This is a genomic window from Bacillus seohaeanensis, from assembly GCF_042684945.1.
GTDB classification, from domain to species: domain Bacteria; phylum Bacillota; class Bacilli; order Bacillales; family Bacillaceae_B; genus Rossellomorea; species Rossellomorea seohaeanensis.
The window spans coordinates 40,479-61,595 of sequence record NZ_JBHUMF010000022.1; the positions used below are offsets into that span (position 1 = coordinate 40,479).

Here is a 21,117-nt window from a genome sequence, read left to right on the forward strand (position 1 = left end):
ACTTGCTTTAACTTACGCGCCTTGCTCTTCTTTTTGGTCTGCAACTGCTTTTGTTGCCAATGCGAAGTTGCGGATTGGTGCTTGTAACACACTGAGAACCATAGAAAGAAGTCCTTCACGAGAAGGAAGTTCAGCAATTGCTTTAACTTCTTCAACTGAAGTAATCGTACCTTCGATGATACCAGCTTTAATTTCAAGAGCTTCGTGATCTTTCGCAAAGTTATTTAGGATCTTTGCAGGTGCTACAACCTCTTCGTTACAGAATGCAACGGCATTAGGGCCTGTAAGGACTTCTCCTAACCCTTCAAAACCAGCATCTTCAGCCGCACGACGTGTCATTGAGTTTTTATAAACTTTGAAGTCGATACCAGCTTCACGAAGTTGTTTACGAAGTTCTGTAACCTCAGATACATTTAATCCACGGTAGTCAACAATAATAGTAGACACACTGTTTTTAAATTTCTCAGAGATCTCTTCAACGAGTTGTTTCTTTTGTTCAAGAATGCTGCTCATCATTACACCTCCTGTAGATTTACTGATGAACATTTATACCGTCCAATAAAAATGCTCCTATTTCTAAAGTAGACATAGGAGCATTGCAAACCCACTTTCGCAAGCGGATATTTTATCGCAATTACCTCGGCAGGGAATTAAGTTCTAAATAGAACACCTACTGTCTACGGTACAAATGTAATTGTTTTTTTACAACAGAACTAATTATATTAAATAGCTTTTATAAAGTCAATACCAATTATTGCTTAACTACAAAAGTTGATGGGTCCACTTTGATTCCAGGTCCCATAGTTGAAGTTACGGAAACGTTTTTCACGTAAGTTCCTTTAGCAGCTGATGGTTTTGCTTTAAGAATGGTATCATACATAGTCGTGAAGTTCTCGATAAGTTTTTCGTTATCAAAAGAAACTTTACCAACTGGAACATGTACGTTACCAGCTTTATCTGCACGGTATTCAACTTTACCAGCTTTAATTTCTTTAACCGCTTTATCTACATCAAACGTTACTGTACCAGTTTTAGGGTTTGGCATTAAACCTTTAGGTCCTAATACACGACCAAGTTTACCAACTTCACCCATCATATCTGGTGTCGCAACGATAACATCAAATTCAAACCAACCTTGGTTGATTTTGTTGATTAAATCTGCATCTCCAACGAAGTCTGCTCCAGCAGCTTCCGCTTCTTTCGCTTTCTCACCTTTAGCAAATACAAGAACAGATTGCGTTTTACCAGTTCCATTAGGAAGCACAACCGCTCCACGGATTTGTTGGTCGTTCTTACGAGTATCTACACCAAGACGGAATGCTACTTCTACAGTTGCATCAAATTTTACTGTGTTTGTTTTCTTTACTAATTCAATTGCTTCTTCTACTGAATAAGCTTGAGTACGTTCTACAAGTTTTTGAGCTTCAAGAAATTTCTTACCTTTTCTAGCCATTATAATATCCTCCTCGAATGTGGTTTTAGCGGAATAACCTCCCACGAAATAAGGTTGCGAGTGAAAATATCATTTCATCATCGCAACCTCGTTCATCAGGAACAATTTAGAAAAGCTTTTGAGTATCGATTAATCTTCGATAACGATACCCATGCTGCGCGCAGTTCCTTCTACCATGCGCATAGCCGCTTCAACGCTAGCTGCGTTTAGGTCAGGCATTTTTGTTTCAGCAATTTCACGTACTTTGTCGCGCTGTAATGTTGCAACTTTTTTGCTGTTTGGTTCGCCTGAACCTGACTCGATACCAGCTGCTTTTTTAAGAAGAACAGCAGCAGGTGGAGTTTTAGTGATGAATGTAAATGAACGGTCTTCAAATACCGTAATTTCTACAGGAATAATCAAACCAGCTTGGTCTGCTGTACGAGCATTAAACTCTTTACAGAATCCCATGATATTAACACCAGCTTGACCTAATGCAGGACCAACCGGTGGAGCTGGATTAGCTTTACCAGCAGGAATTTGTAATTTAACCATTTTAATTACTTTTTTAGCCACGAGACACACCTCCTTAAGTCCGTGATGTGGTTAGTAGGGTTTTTTTACCCTCCCACTCATTTAAATAATGTCTTTATCAACATAAAGAACTATAATCAATTTCAGTATCGTTTTGTATTGACGCACTGACTTTAGAAATATTATCATTTTTCTTGAATGATTTCAAGTTCTTTTCCATTATAATTTGTCAATTTGTGTGAAGTCAAGCTCAACCGGTGTTTCTCTTCCAAACATATTGACAAGCACTTTCACTTTTGTTTTCGTAGCATCTATTTCTTCGATAGATCCAGAGAAATTTGCAAAAGGGCCTTCGTTAACTTTTACAGTCTCACCAAGTTCAAAGTTAACATCAACCTTTTTCTCTTGCATTCCCATCTGTTTAAGAAGATTCGTTACCTCTTCAGGAAGTAATGGTGTCGGTTTTGACCCACCTCCGGATGATCCAACGAAACCAGTTACACCTGGTGTATTGCGGACAACATACCAAGAATCATCTGTCATGACGATTTCTACAATAACATAACCAGGAAATACCTTTTTCTTCACTACTTTCTTTTTACCGTTCTTAATTTCTGTTTCTTCTTCTTCAGGTACGACTACACGGAAAATTTTATCTTGCATCCCCATTGACTCTACACGTTTCTCAAGGTTAGCTTTCACCTTGTTTTCGTAACCTGAATAAGTATGGACAACATACCAATTCTTCTCCATTTCATAGGACTAAACGTCCGTCCCTCCTTTTATAATCGAATACCTTTTTCTCCAAAAAACAAAAGCGGAAGCGCCTTGATTAGACTCAGACATAGCATAAGACAAGCATCCCCAAAAGGCGTTTTTTCCTTTCTGGGGTAATCAGCTTATGACCTCGAGAGGCTAGGCGCTGTAGCTAGACGCAAACCGCTTTGATAATGGAGTTATTCACAAACGAATAGTTAACAATTTTAAAAGCAAATGAAAAAACCCGTAAAACGGGCTTAAGGACATGTACTCTATTAATGTTCATTATACCATGCTTTTTATTTATATATACAATAAAAATCTAGCAGCCTCTTATTTAGAACCAATAATAACACGCATTAATTCAGAAATCCCTAAATCAATAACAGCGAAAAACACTGCTACAAATACGACAGTTGTAATAACCGTAATTGTATAACGAGTCAATTCTTTCCGCTTTGGCCAGCTAACTTTTCTCATTTCCGATGAAACATTACGAAAGAACTTTATCATTCGTTTGTAACCTCCAACTTATATCAATACGATGACTTACTTGGTTTCTTTATGGATTGTGTGCATGTTGCATTTAGCACAAAACTTTTTAAGCTCTAATCTATCAGATTGACTGCGTTTTCCAGGAACTGAATAGTTTCTAGATCCGCATTGACTACATGCTAAAATCAATTTATTTGACATACTTTTCACCTGTGTGTATGAATTAAGTCCTACCAAAAAAATAACACGGGGACCCTTCCATGTCAATAACTCTTGAAAAGTGGAAGCGGCTCATTCAGAGGCGACAAGCATAAGATGAGTATCCCGGAAAGGCGCTTTTTACCTTTTTGGGATACTCGGCTTGTAGCATTGAGTCTCTAGCCGCTCGAACTAGACATACTCAAAAAGCGGAAACGTCTGTAACCAGACACTACAGTGTAAATTCTCGAACTTCCAAGTAGCGTTCAAGCTTTCGCTTTACCCGTTGTAAGGCGTTGTCTATTGATTTCACATGACGATGAAGTTCTTCTGAAATTTCTTGATAAGATTGTCCATCTAAATAGAGGGCCAGTACTTTCCTTTCAAGATCACTTAGAAGCTGTGCCATTTTATCTTCCATATTATCAAATTCTTCTCGACTAATAATTAATTCCTCTGGATCTGTAACTTTTGCTCCGGATATTACATCTAGCAGGGTGCGGTCCGATTCCTCATCGTAGATCGGCTTGTCTAAAGAGACGTAGGAATTCAGCGGTATATGCTTCTGCCTTGTGGCTGTCTTAATTGCCGTTATGATTTGTCTCGTAATACACAATTCTGCAAACGCTTTAAAAGAAGTGAGCTTGTCCTCTTTATAATCACGAATCGCTTTATACAGCCCAATCATACCTTCTTGAACAATGTCTTCCTTATCTGCACCAATTAAAAAATAGGATCTAGCTTTTGCACGTACAAAATTCCGATACTTTTTTATCAAAAAGTCCAATGCTTCACTGTTCCCTTGATGAACAGACTCTATTATTTGCTCATCATCCATCTCTCCAAACTTATTATTCCCTAATCCCAATCTGATGATATTGCTCACACGTATCCCCCCCAGCGCAAAACAATAGATAGAATTATTATACATGACTGAATTTTCAGCCGTCAACTAGTCATTCTTCTCCCCGGCGCCATTTTTCAAAAATTTCCGCCACTTCACTTGATAAAGAAATTTTGGATGACGGCCGTTTATCAGTAGTTAGTTGAACTTTCTTTTCTATCTTCTTCTCAATTATATTCATTTCATTGAAAAGTTCGCGGGCAGATATTCTAAGTGCTCCCTGTCCAAAAATCGCCCATTGTTCTGTATAGTCGGAGGTAGCAACATAAATTTGTGTTTTAATATTATTTAATTCTATTGCTAATTTTTCGATTCTCTCATCCGCTGTTTCATTCTCTCTAGTATAAAGTACCTCCACTTTATAATTTCTATATTTCTGCTCTACTGTTTTCACAAAATAGGCATCGAAAACAACGATTACTCTATAGCCTGTGTAGCCCTGGTATTCCGCCATCTTTTCTATTAACCGATCCCTTGCCGCAGAAAGATCTTTGTTTTTTAAATCTCTTAATTCTGGCCAGGCACCAATAATGTTGTATCCGTCCACAAGGAGAATATTCATCGCAACTTTATTCTCCTAACGGATGGCGTTTTCGATAAACCTCATACATTAGTATACTTGCCGCCACCGATGCATTTAGTGATGTTACATGACCTATCATTGGAAGTTGAACTAGAAAGTCACACTTATCTCTTAACAGACGGCTCATCCCTTTCCCTTCACTTCCGATAACTAAACAAATCGGCAATGTACCATCCAACTGTCGGAAATCTTGATCTCCCTTCGCATCAGTTCCAGCAACCCAAAGACCTCTTTCCTTCAACTCATCAATCGTACGGGAAAGATTTGTTACACGTGCCACCGGAATATGCTCGATCGCACCCGTAGAAGCCTTTGCTACTGTCTGTGTTAACCCTACGGCTCTTCGTTTAGGAATAATAATTCCATGTGCACCTGCTGCATCTGCTGTTCTCATGATTGACCCAAGATTATGAGGATCTTCTAATTCGTCAAGCACTAAAAAGAAAGGGTCCTCCCCCTTCTTCTCTGCCTTTCGAAAAAGATCATCTAACTCCGCATATTCATACGCTGCAACGGCAGCAACAACCCCTTGGTGGTTATCCGAAACCATTTGCTCAATTTTTTGTTTCGGTACATATTGGACAAGTACATTTGACTGCTTAGCCAGTTTTATTATTTGCAGCATTGATCCTTTTTGTGACCCTTCTGCTATCCATATCTTATTGATTTCACGCTCTGATTTTAGTGCTTCTATAACAGGATTTCTTCCTGCGATAAAATCCTTTTCCATCGTTTATTCCTCCCTTCTAATTACTTTTCAGCAAAAATCTTTGATAGTAGTTCTTCAAGTCTGTCCGTACGGTTTAATAAAAACAAATAACCAATTAAGGCTTCGAATGCAGTGCTATGCTTATACGTTTGCACATCGGTATTTTTAGGAGTTGTCCCTGATTTCGCATTTCTCCCTCGCTTTACAATCGCTTGTTCTTCTTCTGTTAATTCGTTATTCTCATATAACTTTCTTAGTATAGCCGCTTGCGCTTTTGCTGAAACATAGCTTGTTGCTGCTCTATGCAGCTGATTAGGTTTGATTCTTCCTTTAGTAAGGAGGAGTTGCCGTACGTACGTTTCATATACAGCATCTCCCATATAAGCTAAAGCAAGAGCATTTATTTGCTTTGCATCTATTTTTGTGTTTGTGTCGTATAACATTGTTTATCCTCTTTTCCAACGAGTGCCTTGAGGAGTGTCTTCTAGAATGATATTCATCTCTTTTAATTTATCACGAATATCATCCGCTAATTGGAAGTTACGGTCTTTCCGAGCTTGAATTCTCTTTTGAATCAATTCCTCTATTTCTTCATCCAGCAACTCCGCTTCTCCAACCGTTAAACCTAAAACAGAGAAGAAATCATCAAACTGCTGTATAAAAGCATCAATTATTTTTGTATCTGTATTTTTTTCCATCAAATAATAATTAGCTTGTTTCGACAGTTCAAAGAGAACGGAAATACCGTTTGCAGTATTAAAATCGTCATCCATTTCCGCTATAAATTGGCTTTTTAACTCCTCTAGTTTCTCCAACCAACTTTCATTTTGTTCACTTAAATTTGCACTCGTTTCTTTTCGATGTTGTAAATTTTCATAGGATGTTTTTAATCGATCTAGACCTGCTTCTGCATTTTGGAGTAGTTCCAAATTGTAGTTGATTGGATGGCGATAATGTACGGATAGCATGAAAAAGCGCAGTACTTGAGGATCCTGCTCTTTAATGATGTCATGTACCAACACAAAGTTACCAAGTGATTTAGACATCTTTTCGTTATCGATATTAATGTATCCATTATGCATCCAATAACGAGCAAACGTTTTCCCTGTTAATGCTTCCGTTTGTGCAATTTCATTTTCATGGTGAGGGAAAGCCAAATCTTGCCCACCAGCATGAATATCAATTGTTTCACCTAAGTATTTTTTTGCCATTGCCGAGCATTCAATATGCCACCCCGGACGCCCTTCTCCCCACGGGCTTACCCAAGAGATTTCCCCTTCTTTCGCCGCTTTCCATAATACGAAATCAAGAGCATCTTCCTTTTTATCTCCTACATCGATACGAGCACCAACCTTTAGTTCATCAATAGATTGATGGGAAAGCTTCCCGTAACCATCGAACTTTCTAGTACGGTAGTAAACGTCTCCTTGTGACTCATATGCATAGCCCTTATCAATCAGAGCAGTAATGAATTCAATAATTATATCGATATTTTCTGTCACTGTCGGATGAATATCTGCTTTTTTGCAACCTAATGCACTTGTATCTTCAAAATACGCATCAATAAAACGGTTGGCAATCGTCGGAACGTCTTCTCCTAATTCCTTTGCGGCTTTAATCAACTTATCGTCTACATCTGTAAAATTAGAAACAAATTGCACATCATACCCTCTATATTCTAAATAGCGACGAACTGTATCATAAACAATCGCTGGTCTTGCATTCCCAATATGAATGTAGTTATAAACCGTTGGACCACAAACATACATTTTCACTTTACCCTCTTCTAAAGGCTTAAATTCTTCTTTCTCTCTTGTTAATGTATTGTACAAACGGATAGTCACGCGTGTTTGCTCCTTTCTTTTTCCATGTCTAGAATGATTTCTCTTAGTTGTTTCATCTCATTTTCCATTTGCTCAAGTCGATCATACATTGGATCCGGCAAATCACTATGATTTAAGTCTTTTCTTATTTTCACCCCATCTTGAATGACGACTTTTCCTGGTATTCCAACAACCGTAGAGTTGGGAGGTACATTTTTTAAGACAACAGACCCTGCACCAACTTTCGAATTTTCTCCAACCACAATGGACCCTAAAACCTTTGCACCTGTCGCTACTAGTGCGTTGTCTTTTATAGTTGGATGACGTTTCCCTTTTTCTTTACCCGTACCCCCAAGAGTGACTCCCTGAAATATTGTCACGTTATCTCCAATTTCACATGTTTCCCCAATCACTACTCCCATACCGTGATCAATAAAGAAGCGACGACCAATCTTTGCACCAGGGTGAATTTCCACTCCTGTAAAAAAGCGGCTGATTTGTGAAATAGAACGGGCTAAAAAGAAAAATTTACGGTTAAAAAAAGCATGAGCAATCCGGTGAGCCCAAATCGCATGTAATCCCGAATACGTTAAAATGACCTCAAAATAATTGCGCGCAGCAGGATCTTGATCGAAAACCGTCTCAATATCTTCTTTAATTTTTTTAAACATAAGAAGATCCCCCTTTCTACAATAATTCCCCAAAATAAACCAGAACAAAATCTAATCTTACCTTGTTCAGTTCCGATAGGTCGTCTCCAAGAAGTGTTACCTCATCTAAAGTTGATCGTTTAAACAAGCTAGATGTAGATAGTTCAACTAAAATTCTTACGAAATCAAAACAAAAGCGGAAGTGCCTTGAACAGCTCCGTCAAGCATAAGATGAGCATCTCAGAAAGGCGCTCTTTGCCTTTTTGGGATGACTGGCTTATGACCTCCGAGGGGCTAGCACTGGATCTGGACCTAAACCACTTTAATTTTTGAGTTATCCGCATGCGAACATTTTATAATTTCCTTAACCATAAAAAAACGCCTCTGTCTAAAAGACAGAGACGCTAGTTCCGCGCGGTTCCACTCTGATTGAAGAGAAAATACACACACTTCTCTTCCGGCTCATGTCTATAACGGCAGATACCGCCTTTCCCTACTTTATTCGGGAAAGGACTCAGAAGGTGCATTTCAAAAAGCGAGGGGCTTAAACCACTTTCAGCCGGTGATGGTTCTCTCTTATCAGCATCGCTCTTTTACTTCTCCTCTTCAACGCTTTGCATATAGATTCATTTTTTAATGGTATATTTACTATATTACATTTTGTGAGAAATGTTAACCTAAAAGATTCTGAAGACGATGTTTTACTTTATCTTTTCCTAAAAGTTCAATTGCATTCGGTAATTCAGGTCCATGTGTTTGTCCCGTCACAGCAGCACGGATAGGCATAAATAGCTTCTTCCCTTTATGTCCTGTTGACTTTTGAACAGATTTAATAGCCGATTTAATTTCTGCAGCCACATAATTTTCTAAACCGTCTATCTCTGTTAAGAATGCTTGGAGCACTTCCGGAACTTGTTCTTCCTCTAATACAGCTTTTGACTCTTCATCATAATCAATATCTTTCTTAAAGAACATATCCGACAGTTCCACGATTTCTGCACCAAAACTCATTTGCTCTTGGTAAAGCGCAATGACCCGGCTTGTCCAATCTTTATCTTCATCTGACAAATTTCCGTCAAGCTTCCCAGCTTTAATTAAGTGAGGAAGAGACAATTCCACTACTTCGTCAAGGTCAAGATTTTTCATGTATTGGTTGTTCATCCAAGTAAGTTTCTGATTATCAAATAATGCTGGTGAAGTAGACAATCTTTCTGGATCAAATATTTTAATAAATTCATCTTTAGAGAAAATTTCCTCTTCGCCTTTTGGAGACCAGCCAAGTAGAGCAATGAAGTTAAAGAGTGCCTCAGGCAAATACCCTAATGCCTCGTATTGTTCAATAAATTGAATAATACTTTCATCTCGCTTACTTAACTTTTTACGGCTTTCATTTACGATAAGTGTCATGTGACCATACACAGGAGCTTCCCAACCTAATGCTTCAAAAATCATCAGCTGTTTTGGTGTGTTGGAAATATGGTCATCTCCACGTAGAACATGTGAAATTTTCATTAGATAATCATCTACTGCAACGGCAAAGTTGTAAGTTGGAATACCATCTTTCTTCACAATAACAAAATCACCAATTCCATCTGATTCAAATGAAACCTCTTCCTTTACCATATCGTTAAAGGAGTACACTTTCCCTGCAGGAACTTTAAAACGAATGCTCGGCTCACGCCCCTCAGCCACAAGCTTAGCTTCTTCCTCTGCTGTCAGGTGGCGACACCTTCCAGAATAGCGAGGCATCTCACTGTTAGCGATTTGCGCTTCCCTCTCCGCCTCTAATTCTTCCTCTGTACAATAGCATTTATATGCAAGACCTTTTTCTATTAACTCATCGTAATATTTTTTATAAATATGGTTACGTTCTGATTGACGATAAGGGCCATATTCCCCTTCATTATCAATACTTTCATCCCAATCCATTCCAAGCCACTTCAAATATTTTAATTGGCTCTGTTCGCCGCCTTCAATATTACGCTTTTTATCGGTATCCTCAATGCGGATAATAAATTTACCATCAACACTGCGTGCAAACAAGTAATTAAATAAAGCTGTTCTTGCATTTCCAATATGTAAATGTCCTGTTGGACTAGGAGCATAACGTACACGTACTTCCTTAGTCATTCTGTTTCCTCCTCAAATAAAATATAAAAAACAATCCAATACCTTGACTATTTTATCACCGTTAAATTAAAAGCTCTATGACAAATTACTTCTTTTTAATTAAAATTGTCGTCTGTGTAGCAATTCCTTCACCACGACCAGTAAAACCCAGCTTCTCTGAAGTCGTTGCTTTTACATTGACTTGCTCAACACTAGCTTCTAACAACTCTGCTATACGTTGTCTCATTTCTCCTATATAAGGAGCCATCTTCGGCATTTGAGCGATAATCGTACAATCGATATTACCTAGTTCATAGCCTTCCTCTTTCACAAGCTCCCATACATGTGTTAATAGCTTGGCAGAATCGGCATCTTTAAACTCTGGGTCGGTATCAGGAAAGTGCTTCCCAATATCTCCTGCTGCAATGGCTCCTAAGCAAGCATCCGCTACAGCATGTAGCAACACATCTGCATCAGAATGCCCTAATAACCCCTTTTCATACGGAATGGTAACTCCCCCCATAATGAGTGGGCGACCTTCTGTCAATTGATGAACATCAAATCCTTGTCCTATTCTAAACATCGTCATTCTCCCTTATTACTGATTTCACGCTTCTTTATAATTGCTTCTGCAAAATACAAATCTTCTGGTGTTGTCAACTTAATATTATCATAATCACTCTCAACAACGGACACTTGAACATCTGTCCTCTCTACTAATGAAGCATCATCTGTTCCAACAAAATCATCCTCCACCGCCTGCTGATGTGCCTTTTTCAATAGAGAGACGCGAAAAGCCTGCGGTGTTTGGACCATCCAAAGACTAGAACGGTCAATCGTTTCTTCTACTTCTTCCTCTAACACTTTTTTTATTGTATCTTTTACCGGTACAGCAGCAATCGCCGCTCCTGTTTGTTGTGTTTTTACCACTAACCCCTCTATCACATCTAAATGAATAAAAGGTCTCGCTCCATCATGTACTAATACAATTTCATGACTAACTTCCTTGAGAGCATTATAAACACTATGCTGCCTCTCAGGTCCACCATCAACTAACTTTTTCACGTTTTTTATATCATATTTTTTCAGAAGTTCTTTAAATGTTTCCCGATCACCTGGATCAATTGCGAGGAAAATCCCTTTACATCGCGGATCGCTTTCAAAAACTTTTAATGTATGTACGATGATAGGAGTACCATTTAGTTCAAGCAACAGTTTATTTTTACCTGCATTCATTCTCTTTCCTTTTCCAGCAGCGGGGATCACAACTTGATATTCCATCCTATTTCTCCTTTATCGTTGAGGAATTATGAAGCGACATTTTGTCACTTATCTCATTAAGGTCAAAAGTCGCTTCACTGAACGGGTACCATACGTAAACCCGCAGCGAAACGACTCTTGAAAAAGCTATGAAGCTTTTGTTTTCATCCAGCTCCAGCGGCTAGCTCGCTGTGAAAAAGATGTTTTTACTCTAAAGGCAAAAAGCGCCTTTTGAGTAAAAACCCTTTTTTCTTCACGAGCTAAACGAGCCGCTTCCGCTTTTGTCTCCATCCAGCTCCAGCGGCTAGCTCGCTGTGAAAAAGATGTTTTTACTCTAAAGGCAAAAAGCGCCTTTTGAGTAAAAACCCTTTTTTCTTCACGAGCTAAACGAGCCGCTTCCGCTTTTGTCTTTACAGTGCTTTTTCTAACTGCTTTGGTTTGGCAAAGATCATTCGGCCTGCTGATGTCTGTAGTACACTTGTGACTAATACATCGATGTATTTACCGATATAGTTTCTGCCTTCTTCTACCACAATCATCGTACCGTCATCTAAATAAGCGACACCTTGATTTTGCTCTTTTCCATCTTTGATCACCTGAACCTTCAATTCTTCTCCTGGAAGAACTACTGGTTTCACCGCATTAGCTAAATCATTAATATTAAGAACTTGTACACTTTGGAAATCACAAACTTTATTCAAGTTAAAATCATTTGTTACAACGATCCCATTTGTTATTTTAGCTAATTTTACAAGTTTCGAATCAACCTCTTGGATTTCTTCAAAATCACCCTCATAGATTTGCACTTCAACAGGCAACTCTTTTTGGATTCTGTTCAAAATATCTAAGCCACGTCTACCTCGATTTCTTTTTAATACATCAGAAGAGTCAGCTATATGTTGAAGCTCTTCTAGTACAAATTGAGGGATAACAATAATGCCCTCTAAAAAACCGGTTTGACAAATATCTGCAATTCGTCCATCTATAATAACACTTGTATCAAGGATTTTTAAGGTTTTGGCAGGGGCCTCTTCCAATTCATCCTCTGTCCCCTTCTTTTTCCCTCTAGTAGCAGAGAATAGATTTATTAATTCATCGCGCTTTTTAAAACCAACTTGAAACCCTAAATAGGCTAATAATAATGTCAGTAAAATTGGCACAACTGTATTAATAATAGGGATTTCCATCTGATTAAGCGGGATCCCAACTAAGTAAGCAACAAATAAGCCTAATATAAGACCGATAGTTCCAAATAATAAATCCGTGACAGGTGCTTTGACCAATGTATCTTCAAACCATTTTACAAAATTCACAACATAATCGACTGCCCAAAAAGTAATAACATAAAAAATAATAGCTCCTAAAAATGCAGTCACATAGGGATTATTGATTAAAGGACTATCAGATAAATTAATAATAGTAAATAATTCGGGAAGTAAAAAAATTCCTAGCGTACCTCCGAGAATAACAAAACACGCCTGGACGATTCTCTTTAACATCCCATCACCTCCTTCTTCTCATTATAAACAATTTCATTAATTTGAAACCTCTTATAGTTGAATATTTTTTGAATGTAACCAAAAAGAAACATGTTTGTTATATTAAAATATCAACTGTAAAAGTTTCACTTTAGAAAAAGGCTAACACTTTCGGATGAGATTTGTCAATTTATAGAAAATCACCATTGTAACATATAGGTATTTAGTTTGACTACCCTTAAAGTTGACGATCAGCGAATATTTGCTCCTTTATCAGCTTCATTCCCTCTTTTATTTTCCTAGCTCTTACTTCTCCAATACCTTCCACTTCATCAAGCTCTACTACAGATGCTTTTACTATTTCAGGAAGCTTACCAAATGCAGAAATAAGATTTTCTATAATGATGATTGGAAGTCTAGGAATTTTATTCAACACCCTATATCCTCGTGGACAAATTCCATCATCTACATGAACATATCCATTGTACCCAAGCATTTTTAATAGAACTGTATCATCGAGCACCTCAGAATGGACTAGCTCTTGAAACTTAAACAATACTTCAAACGGCTTTATATTTCTTTCATGAGCATAATCTCTTATAATTAGCATCGCTTCGTCTTCAATATCCGACAATAACTCATTCATTTGCAATCGAATAAGCCTTCCTTCGGTACCCAATTCACTTAAATAGGTTAGTAGTTCATTTTTTATCCGCAAAACCATTTCAAAGCGATGAAGCACTTGAAGAAGGTCACTGTAAGTCACAAGCTCCTCGAACTCTAGTACGGATAGATTGGAAATACTCTGATCAAGCACTACTTTATATTTCTCCAATGTTTGGATAGCTTGATTTGCTTTTGTAAGAATGACTGAAATATCCTTTAAGGCATAGCGGAAATTTCCCTGATATAGCGTAATAACGCTTCGACGCTGCGAAATGGCAATAACAAGTGAATTCGTTTGTCTTGCTACCCTTTCTGCTGTACGATGCCGCATACCTGTTTCAGAGGATGCAACGGTTGTACTTGGTGCGAGTTGGGCATTTGCCAGTATTATTTTACTTCCTGCTTCATTTAAAATAATAGCTCCATCCATCTTTGCTAACTCATATAAATAACTTGGCGAGAAGGAACAATTAATATGGAAGCCTCCATCTAAAACAGCCTTTACCTTTTCGTTATATCCGACAACAATAAGCCCCCCCGTATTGGCACGCAATACATTATCGATTCCCTCTCTTATTGGGGAGCCGGGAGCAACAAATTGTAATATATCCGACATTGGCGACATAGGTTTATCGCCTGTTTTTTTTTCACTCATATTACTATCCTCCTAAAATAATCCCCAAGGCTTCATTAATATTCGAAACACCAACAATTTCAATACTAGAAGGTGACTGCCATTCTCCGATATTATTCTGTGGAATAATAATTCGTTTAAAGCCTAATTTTGCAGCTTCCTGAACTCTTTGTTCAATTCTTGACACTCTACGAATTTCTCCTGTTAAACCTACCTCTCCTATAATACAGTCATGAGGGTTAGAATACTGATCACGGAAACTCGAAGCGATGCTAGCCGCTACTGCTAAATCAATTGCTGGTTCGTCTAACTTTACACCACCCGCAACTTTTAAGTAGGCATCTTGTTGCTGTAGTAAGAGCCCTACTCTTTTTTCTAAAACAGCCATAATAAGAGAGACCCTGCTATGGTCTATTCCTGTGGCCATTCTTCTTGGATTATTGAAGCTTGTTGGTGTTACAAGCGCTTGTATTTCTACCAGAACAGGGCGTGTCCCTTCCATAGATGCTACTACTGTAGAACCTGCAGCTCCTTGAGACCGCTCTTCTAGAAAGATTTCTGAAGGATTTGCAACTTCTTCTAGTCCAAGTTCCTTCATTTCAAAAATACCCATTTCATTAGTAGAGCCAAACCTATTTTTAACCGCTCGTAATATCCGATAAGAATGATGCCTTTCTCCTTCAAAGTATAAAACCGTATCTACCATATGCTCCAAAAGACGTGGACCAGCAATGGATCCCTCTTTTGTGACATGACCGACAATAAAAATGGCAATTCCTTTTGTCTTTCCAATTCGCATCAATTCCGCTGTGCATTCTCTCACTTGGGAGACACTACCCGGCGCAGAGGTAACTTCTGGGTGATAAACAGTTTGAATGGAGTCTACGATGACAAAGTCAGGGTCAAGACTTTCTATCGTTTCATGTATGGATTGAAGGTTTGTTTCAGCGTATATATATAGCTCATCTGCTTGAACTTGAAGCCTATCAGCTCGTAGCTTTGTTTGCTTAATGGATTCCTCTCCAGATATATATAAAACCTTTTGTTTTTGACTGGCTAATTGGGAAGAAACTTGAAGGAGCAAAGTTGATTTTCCAATTCCAGGATCTCCTCCTATTAAAACCAGCGAGCCCGGTACTACCCCACCACCCAGTACTCGATTTAATTCCTTCGAATCCGTTAATACCCTCGGCTCCTGTTGCGTTTCAATGGAAGCAAGACGTTCTGCTTTCGACGGCCCTGCAGATGCAGAGTGCAAAAAGGCACCTCTTGGCTGCTTTCCTGTTATTGACACTTCTTCGACCATCGTATTCCACTCGTTACAACCAGGACACCTTCCCATCCATTTGGGTGATTCGTATCCACAAGAATGACACATAAACTTTGTTTTCTTTTTAGCCAAAACGCTTACTCTCCTCTTTCCTATAGTTATGACCTAGAAAGATAGACAATGCTTCTTTCTGAAAGATCCATAATGGTTTCATATAAAATAATACATAATCTTTTGTTAATTTTTTTCCATGTATATCAGTGGATAATTAAGGGCTGTTTTTATAAGGTGTGTTGTTTGTGAGAAGTGGACCGTTCCTTTCCACTCTGTCTCTTCAACGGTTGTTAAAAGCAACAATTCTTTAGAAAACAACCTAGTTAAATTAGAAAAGGTGAACTTTTCTATTCTACAAAAACACCCCTAGTAAAAAAGAGGTACACGAAACATAATACGTGTACCTCTACTCCAACAATTAAGTCGGTGTGTTCGTTGCCTCTTGTTTTAATTTTACCACAAAGTCATTATTCTCTACATCGATAAGGACACTTCCACCTGTTAGGACTGTTCCCTTTAACAACTCTTCCGAAAGCCTATCTTCTACATGTTTTTGGATTGCACGACGTAATGGACGGGCACCATATTCAGGGTCAAATCCTTCATCTGCAATTTTCAACTTCGCTGCATCTGTTAACTCAAGCTCAATATCTTGCTCTTCTAAGCGTTTTGTCAACTGATTAGACATTAATGTCACAATTTCTTTTAAATGCTCTTTTTCTAATGAATGGAACACAATTAGTTCGTCAATACGATTTAGGAATTCTGGACGGAAAGCGCGCTTTAATTCTTCTAACACTTTTCCTTTCATATCCTTATAATCAGTTTGACCATCTTGGACGTTAAAGCCTACGTATTTATTGCGTTTTAATGCTTCCGCCCCAACATTAGACGTCATAATTAATACGGTGTTTCTAAAATCTACTGTTCTTCCTTTTGAATCTGTTAAACGTCCATCCTCTAATACTTGAAGAAGAATGTTAAAGACATCCGGATGTGCTTTTTCAATCTCATCTAATAGAACAACAGAGTATGGCTTACGACGTACCTTTTCTGTTAATTGACCACCCTCTTCGTATCCTACATAACCAGGAGGCGAACCAACAAGACGTGATGTCGAGTGTTTTTCCATGTATTCAGACATATCAATACGAATCATTGCTTCTTCATCACCGAACATTGACTCTGCCAATGCACGGGCAAGCTCTGTTTTCCCTACACCAGTTGGACCTAAGAAGATGAAGGAACCAATCGGACGTTTGGGATCTTTTAAACCTGCTCTTGCACGCCTTACTGCTTTTGAAACTGCTATAACTGCTTCTTCTTGCCCAATAACACGAGAATGCAAAATCTCTTCCAATTTCAATAATTTATCTGTCTCTGTTTGTGCAAGCTTTGATACCGGAACACCCGTCCAGCTTGACACAACAGTCGCAATGTCTTCCATTGTGACTTCTGTATTTTCCTGCCCTTGCTTCTCTTTCCATGTGTTCTTTGTTTCGTCAAGCTGCTCACGCATACGTTGTTCAGAGTCGCGAAGAGAAGCTGCTTTTTCAAACTCCTGGCTTTGGACTGCCGCATCTTTCTCTTTACGGATTTCATCCAATTTTACTTCGAGTTCTTTTAAATTCGGCGGTGTTGTGTAAGAACGAAGACGAACCTTTGATCCTGCTTCATCAATTAAATCAATTGCTTTATCCGGCAAAAAGCGATCGGATATATAACGGTCTGATAGTTTCACTGCTGCATCAATAGCTTCATCTGTAATAGATACACGGTGATGCGCTTCATATCGGTCACGAAGCCCTTTTAAAATTTGAACTGATTCCTCCGCTGTCGGTTCATCTACTTGAATTGGCTGGAACCTACGTTCTAGTGCAGCATCTTTTTCGATATATTTACGATACTCATCAAGAGTAGTAGCACCAATACACTGTAGCTCACCACGAGCTAGAGATGGTTTCAAAATGTTAGATGCATCGATAGCCCCTTCTGCTCCACCTGCCCCAATTAAAGTGTGTAGCTCATCAATGAATAGAATGATATTTCCTGCTTGACGAATTTCATCCATTACTTTTTTGAGTCTATCTTCAAATTCCCCGCGGTATTTCGTTCCTGCTACAACTGTCCCCATATCAAGAGTCATCACACGCTTATCACGCAATATTTCGGGAACTTCATTCGCAATGATTTGTTGTGCTAACCCTTCTGCAATAGCTGTTTTCCCTACGCCGGGTTCTCCGATTAGGACAGGATTATTTTTTGTACGGCGGCTTAATACTTCAATAACACGCTGAATTTCCTTGCTTCGACCAATAACAGGATCTAAACTTCCTTCCCGAGCAATTGCCGTTAAATCACGAGCTAGACTATCTAGTGTCGGTGTATTCGCATTAGCATTTGCTCCTCCTTGGTGATTGCCGGAATCATTACTGCCCAATAACTGAAGTACCTGTTGTCTTGCTTTATTTAGGCTAACACCTAGGTTGCTTAACACCCTTGAAGCAACACCTTCTCCTTCACGGATTAAACCTAACAGAATATGTTCTGTGCCTACATAGGAATGACCTAACTTACGAGCTTCATCCATAGAAAGTTCAATTACCTTTTTCGCTCTAGGAGTGTAATGAATCGTCTGGGATTTATCATTACCTTTTCCAATTAAGCCCTCAACTTCTTTTTGAATTTTTTCCGGACTTAAACTCAATGCCGCAAGTGCCTTCGCTGCAATACCTTCCCCTTCACGGACAAGACCTAATAAAATATGTTCAGTCCCGATATTGTTATGAGATAATCGAATAGCTTCTTCTTGCGCCAATGCTAATACTTTTTGTGCTCTTTCAGTAAAACGACCAAACATCATACTATAATTCCTCCTCACTGTTCTGTGTTTCCAATTTTAATCGCTCTCTTATTAAGGTTGCTCTTCTACTATCTCGTTCATTTGGACGTAATGGTCCTCCTGAATACTGTTGAAGAAAACCAGGCTGTGTTAAAATCATCAATTCATTTAAAATATTTCTTGAAATATTCTCAATATAACCGAGATCAATACCTAACCTTACATCAGAAAGACATCTTGCCGCTTCTTTCGATTCGATAATACGACCATATTGCAAAACACCTAAGGAGCGGTATACCCTGTCTTCTAATTGTATGTTAGAAGTTTTTACTAATGCGTCTCTAGCTGATTGTTCCTGCGTAATAATTTGTTCTACTAAACTTAATAAATCCTCTACGATATCATCTTCTGATTTACCTAACGTAATCTGATTTGAAATCTGAAAGATATTACCTAAAGCTTCGCTGCCTTCTCCATAAATTCCTCTAACAACTAAGCCTAACTGGTTAATAGCAGGAATAATACGGTTCATCTGCTGTGTTAATACCAAACCAGGAAGATGCATCATAACTGAAGCTCTAAGTCCTGTTCCAACATTTGTCGGACAAGTCGTTAAATAACCTCTTTGTTCATCAAACGCAAGATCGAAGCGACTTTCAAACCAATCATCCAATTCATTCGCTTTAGCTAGGGCCTCTTTCAATTGAAGACCAGGATATAAACATTGTATTCTAATATGATCCTCTTCATTGACCATAATGCTGACATCTTCATTGTTAGAAAGAACAACAGCCCCAAAATGGGATTCTTCAGCAAGATTAGGGCTAATTAAATGTTTCTCCATTAGTACCCTTTTTTGTAATGGCTGCATTTGGTCAGTAGATAAAAACTCCATTTCACCTAAATTCTTTGGAAAGCTATCAAATTCCTGCTTTACCTTTTCGACAATTTCCCTAGCCTCTTCAGAAGAATACAGAGTGGAAAAGCGGTAGTCTGTCAAATTTCTAGCCAAACGAATTCTTGAACTAAGAACAATGTCCGAATGGGGGCCTTCATCATTCATCCATGAACTTACAGTATTATTTAAAAATTTTTCCAGACTCATTCTCTCTCCCCTCCTTTATCACTTGCTTCCTTCTCAAGGGAGCGAATTTCATCTCGTACCTCCGCAGCCTTTTCAAATTCCTCTTGCTTAATAAGCTGTTGAAGCTCTGTTTTTAAATTAGTAAGTTTCCTTTTTATATGAATAGCGCCTCCCATTCTCTCGGGAACCTTTCCATGATGTTCTATATTTCCACTGTGCACCCTTTTTAATATCGGATTCAAATGATCTTGGAATGTCTCGTAACAATTAGAACAACCAAATCTCCCTACCTTTACAAATTGCGGAAATGTCATCTTACACTTATGACATTGAAGCACTTCACGTTTTGGGAACTCTGTTTCTTGTGCCTGTTTCGGCCCAGAAGTCATGTTAAGTAAACCTGCTAATAAACTATTTACTGAAAAACCAGGAGAACCATCAGACATAAGCATCTCACCTTTGTCATGTGCACAATGCTCACAAAGATGGACCTCCGTCTTCTCCCCATTAACTATTTTCGTAAAGTGCAAAGTAGCAGGTCTCTCATTACATTCTTGACAAATCATCTTTTCACCCCACAAAAGATTATTTATATTTTAATGTGTTAAGCATTGCCTTTAACATCCTCGCCCTTAAAACATCTCTATCAGGCAACTCAATTAAAATAACCGACCTATCCATAACACTTAACATTATTTTTGCTTCTCTAGAAGAAATCACATTTTCCTCGACTAATCGATAAATAACATCAGCAGCATTATTTTGACTAATCGTGGTCTTAATTAAGGATAGCAATTGATCAATTAAGTGTGCTTGATCATTAACTTTTACTCTCATAATCCGGATGTAGCCTCCACCACCCCGTTTGCTTTCAACCGCGTATCCTCTTTCTACTGTGAATCGTGTATTTATAACATAATTGATTTGAGATGGCACACATTGAAATTTGTTGGCAATTTCACTCCTCTTTATCTCCACTATTTCACTATCACTCATCTCTAAAACATTTTTCAAATAACCTTCAATGATGTCGGATATATTTTTCATCAATCCTCCCCCTCATTTTGACTTTGACTATATTTGACTTTAATTATACATATGCTCAAAATTGTTTGCAATATTTAAGCTCACCAACAAGTTTTCCTGTTTTAGTAAGATTCTAAACGTCTAAAGCGAATTTGGATAAGGAAAATTTAAATGTAAATAGACTCGTGCCCTTATTCATTGAACCCTGTATTAAACTTATCTGTAAAGACTAGATGTAATCTGAGATGGTGTATTATATGTATTTTATTATAAATACGTGGATGAGGTGGAAATGAAAGTTTGCAATTTCAGTGGTTTATTTAAAAATAAGTTTTTATGTTTGAACTATCTTTTATTTTGTCTTAGTTTGTTTTATACCCCAATTCTATAACATTTTACTCAATACTTTTTAGAGTTTATCTCTACTAACTAAAAAAACTTTGGATACTCAACTAGTTTCTCTGAAATTCTCATTAATTATTTTTCTCAACACAAAAAAAGCAACCCTTAAAAAAGAGCTGCTTTCTTAAAATTGCCTGGCGACGTCCTACTCTCGCAGGGGGAGATCCCCCAACTACCATTGGCGCTGAAGAGCTTAACTTCCGTG

The 21,117-nt window shown here is 38.2% G+C and carries 22 protein-coding genes, 1 rRNA gene and 2 other annotated features; all 23 genes read right to left on the minus strand.

Features of this window, described 5'->3' with window-relative positions; all coding sequences use genetic code 11:
* Nucleotides 1-12 precede the first annotated feature (12 nt).
* Nucleotides 13-513: a 50S ribosomal protein L10 gene (gene rplJ, locus ACFSUL_RS09675; RefSeq protein WP_071413664.1), complete on the minus strand. Its 501-nt coding sequence runs from the start codon at nt 511-513 to the stop codon at nt 13-15.
* A 38-nt stretch (nt 514-551) separates the two neighbouring features.
* Nucleotides 552-701: a sequence feature (ribosomal protein L10 leader region), on the minus strand.
* A gap of 50 nt (nt 702-751) precedes the next feature.
* Entirely contained in the window at nt 752-1,453 is a 702-nt protein-coding gene (gene rplA / locus ACFSUL_RS09680) for a 50S ribosomal protein L1 (RefSeq protein WP_071413665.1), read from the minus strand.
* 129 nt (nt 1,454-1,582) lie between these two features.
* Entirely contained in the window at nt 1,583-2,008 is a 426-nt protein-coding gene (gene rplK, locus ACFSUL_RS09685) for a 50S ribosomal protein L11 (protein WP_377934868.1), read from the minus strand.
* A 177-nt stretch (nt 2,009-2,185) separates the two neighbouring features.
* Complete coding sequence (nusG, locus tag ACFSUL_RS09690; protein WP_071413667.1) at nt 2,186-2,719, minus strand: transcription termination/antitermination protein NusG; 534 nt, start codon at nt 2,717-2,719, stop codon at nt 2,186-2,188.
* Between the two features lie 339 nt (nt 2,720-3,058).
* Entirely contained in the window at nt 3,059-3,238 is a 180-nt protein-coding gene (gene secE, locus ACFSUL_RS09695; RefSeq protein WP_071413668.1) for a preprotein translocase subunit SecE, read from the minus strand.
* A 36-nt stretch (nt 3,239-3,274) separates the two neighbouring features.
* Entirely contained in the window at nt 3,275-3,421 is a 147-nt protein-coding gene (rpmG, locus tag ACFSUL_RS09700) for a 50S ribosomal protein L33 (RefSeq protein WP_084778514.1), read from the minus strand.
* Between the two features lie 229 nt (nt 3,422-3,650).
* Nucleotides 3,651-4,349: an RNA polymerase sporulation sigma factor SigH gene (gene sigH, locus ACFSUL_RS09705; protein ID WP_377934892.1), complete on the minus strand. Its 699-nt coding sequence runs from the start codon at nt 4,347-4,349 to the stop codon at nt 3,651-3,653.
* A 25-nt stretch (nt 4,350-4,374) separates the two neighbouring features.
* Nucleotides 4,375-4,884: an NYN domain-containing protein gene (locus tag ACFSUL_RS09710; RefSeq protein ID WP_071413669.1), complete on the minus strand. Its 510-nt coding sequence runs from the start codon at nt 4,882-4,884 to the stop codon at nt 4,375-4,377.
* A gap of 7 nt (nt 4,885-4,891) precedes the next feature.
* Nucleotides 4,892-5,635, minus strand: a complete 744-nt coding sequence (gene rlmB / locus ACFSUL_RS09715) for a 23S rRNA (guanosine(2251)-2'-O)-methyltransferase RlmB (RefSeq protein ID WP_071413670.1) — start codon at nt 5,633-5,635, stop codon at nt 4,892-4,894.
* Nucleotides 5,636-5,655: 20 nt separating this feature from the next.
* The gene (locus tag ACFSUL_RS09720; protein WP_071413671.1) at nt 5,656-6,057 is read right to left on the minus strand and encodes a Mini-ribonuclease 3; all 402 of its coding nucleotides are present in this window, start codon (nt 6,055-6,057) and stop codon (nt 5,656-5,658) included.
* Nucleotides 6,058-6,060: 3 nt separating this feature from the next.
* Nucleotides 6,061-7,458 carry a cysteine--tRNA ligase gene (gene cysS, locus ACFSUL_RS09725; RefSeq protein WP_071413672.1) on the minus strand — a complete coding sequence of 466 codons (1,398 nt, stop codon included), beginning with the start codon at nt 7,456-7,458 and terminating at the stop codon, nt 6,061-6,063.
* Nucleotides 7,455-8,108: a serine O-acetyltransferase gene (cysE, locus tag ACFSUL_RS09730; RefSeq protein WP_377934871.1), complete on the minus strand. Its 654-nt coding sequence runs from the start codon at nt 8,106-8,108 to the stop codon at nt 7,455-7,457. Before cysE ends, cysS begins: the two co-directional genes overlap by 4 nt.
* A 373-nt stretch (nt 8,109-8,481) precedes the next feature.
* Nucleotides 8,482-8,706, minus strand: a binding site (T-box leader).
* A gap of 53 nt (nt 8,707-8,759) precedes the next feature.
* Entirely contained in the window at nt 8,760-10,217 is a 1,458-nt protein-coding gene (gene gltX, locus ACFSUL_RS09735; protein ID WP_377934873.1) for a glutamate--tRNA ligase, read from the minus strand.
* A gap of 85 nt (nt 10,218-10,302) precedes the next feature.
* On the minus strand, nt 10,303-10,779 hold the full coding sequence (ispF, locus tag ACFSUL_RS09740) for a 2-C-methyl-D-erythritol 2,4-cyclodiphosphate synthase (RefSeq protein WP_071413675.1): 477 nt from the start codon (nt 10,777-10,779) through the stop codon (nt 10,303-10,305).
* A gap of 2 nt (nt 10,780-10,781) precedes the next feature.
* Nucleotides 10,782-11,477: a 2-C-methyl-D-erythritol 4-phosphate cytidylyltransferase gene (ispD, locus tag ACFSUL_RS09745; RefSeq protein ID WP_377934875.1), complete on the minus strand. Its 696-nt coding sequence runs from the start codon at nt 11,475-11,477 to the stop codon at nt 10,782-10,784.
* Nucleotides 11,478-11,866: 389 nt separating this feature from the next.
* Nucleotides 11,867-12,955 carry a PIN/TRAM domain-containing protein gene (locus ACFSUL_RS09750; protein ID WP_071413677.1) on the minus strand — a complete coding sequence of 363 codons (1,089 nt, stop codon included), beginning with the start codon at nt 12,953-12,955 and terminating at the stop codon, nt 11,867-11,869.
* Between the two features lie 217 nt (nt 12,956-13,172).
* A complete protein-coding gene (gene disA, locus ACFSUL_RS09755; protein ID WP_377934878.1) occupies nt 13,173-14,255 on the minus strand; it encodes a DNA integrity scanning diadenylate cyclase DisA in 1,083 nt (360 codons plus the stop codon).
* 4 nt (nt 14,256-14,259) lie between these two features.
* The gene (gene radA / locus ACFSUL_RS09760; RefSeq protein WP_377934880.1) at nt 14,260-15,636 is read right to left on the minus strand and encodes a DNA repair protein RadA; all 1,377 of its coding nucleotides are present in this window, start codon (nt 15,634-15,636) and stop codon (nt 14,260-14,262) included.
* A gap of 340 nt (nt 15,637-15,976) precedes the next feature.
* Nucleotides 15,977-18,421 carry an ATP-dependent protease ATP-binding subunit ClpC gene (gene clpC / locus ACFSUL_RS09765; protein ID WP_377934882.1) on the minus strand — a complete coding sequence of 815 codons (2,445 nt, stop codon included), beginning with the start codon at nt 18,419-18,421 and terminating at the stop codon, nt 15,977-15,979.
* Nucleotide 18,422: 1 nt separating this feature from the next.
* Complete coding sequence (locus tag ACFSUL_RS09770) at nt 18,423-19,505, minus strand: protein arginine kinase (RefSeq protein ID WP_377934885.1); 1,083 nt, start codon at nt 19,503-19,505, stop codon at nt 18,423-18,425.
* Entirely contained in the window at nt 19,502-20,050 is a 549-nt protein-coding gene (locus ACFSUL_RS09775) for a UvrB/UvrC motif-containing protein (protein WP_377934887.1), read from the minus strand. The genes ACFSUL_RS09770 and ACFSUL_RS09775 overlap by 4 nt, the downstream gene beginning before the upstream one ends.
* Nucleotides 20,051-20,069: 19 nt before the next feature.
* A complete protein-coding gene (locus ACFSUL_RS09780; RefSeq protein ID WP_377934889.1) occupies nt 20,070-20,531 on the minus strand; it encodes a CtsR family transcriptional regulator in 462 nt (153 codons plus the stop codon).
* A 513-nt stretch (nt 20,532-21,044) separates the two neighbouring features.
* Nucleotides 21,045-21,117, minus strand: a 5S ribosomal RNA gene (rrf, locus tag ACFSUL_RS21375); the annotation flags it as partial.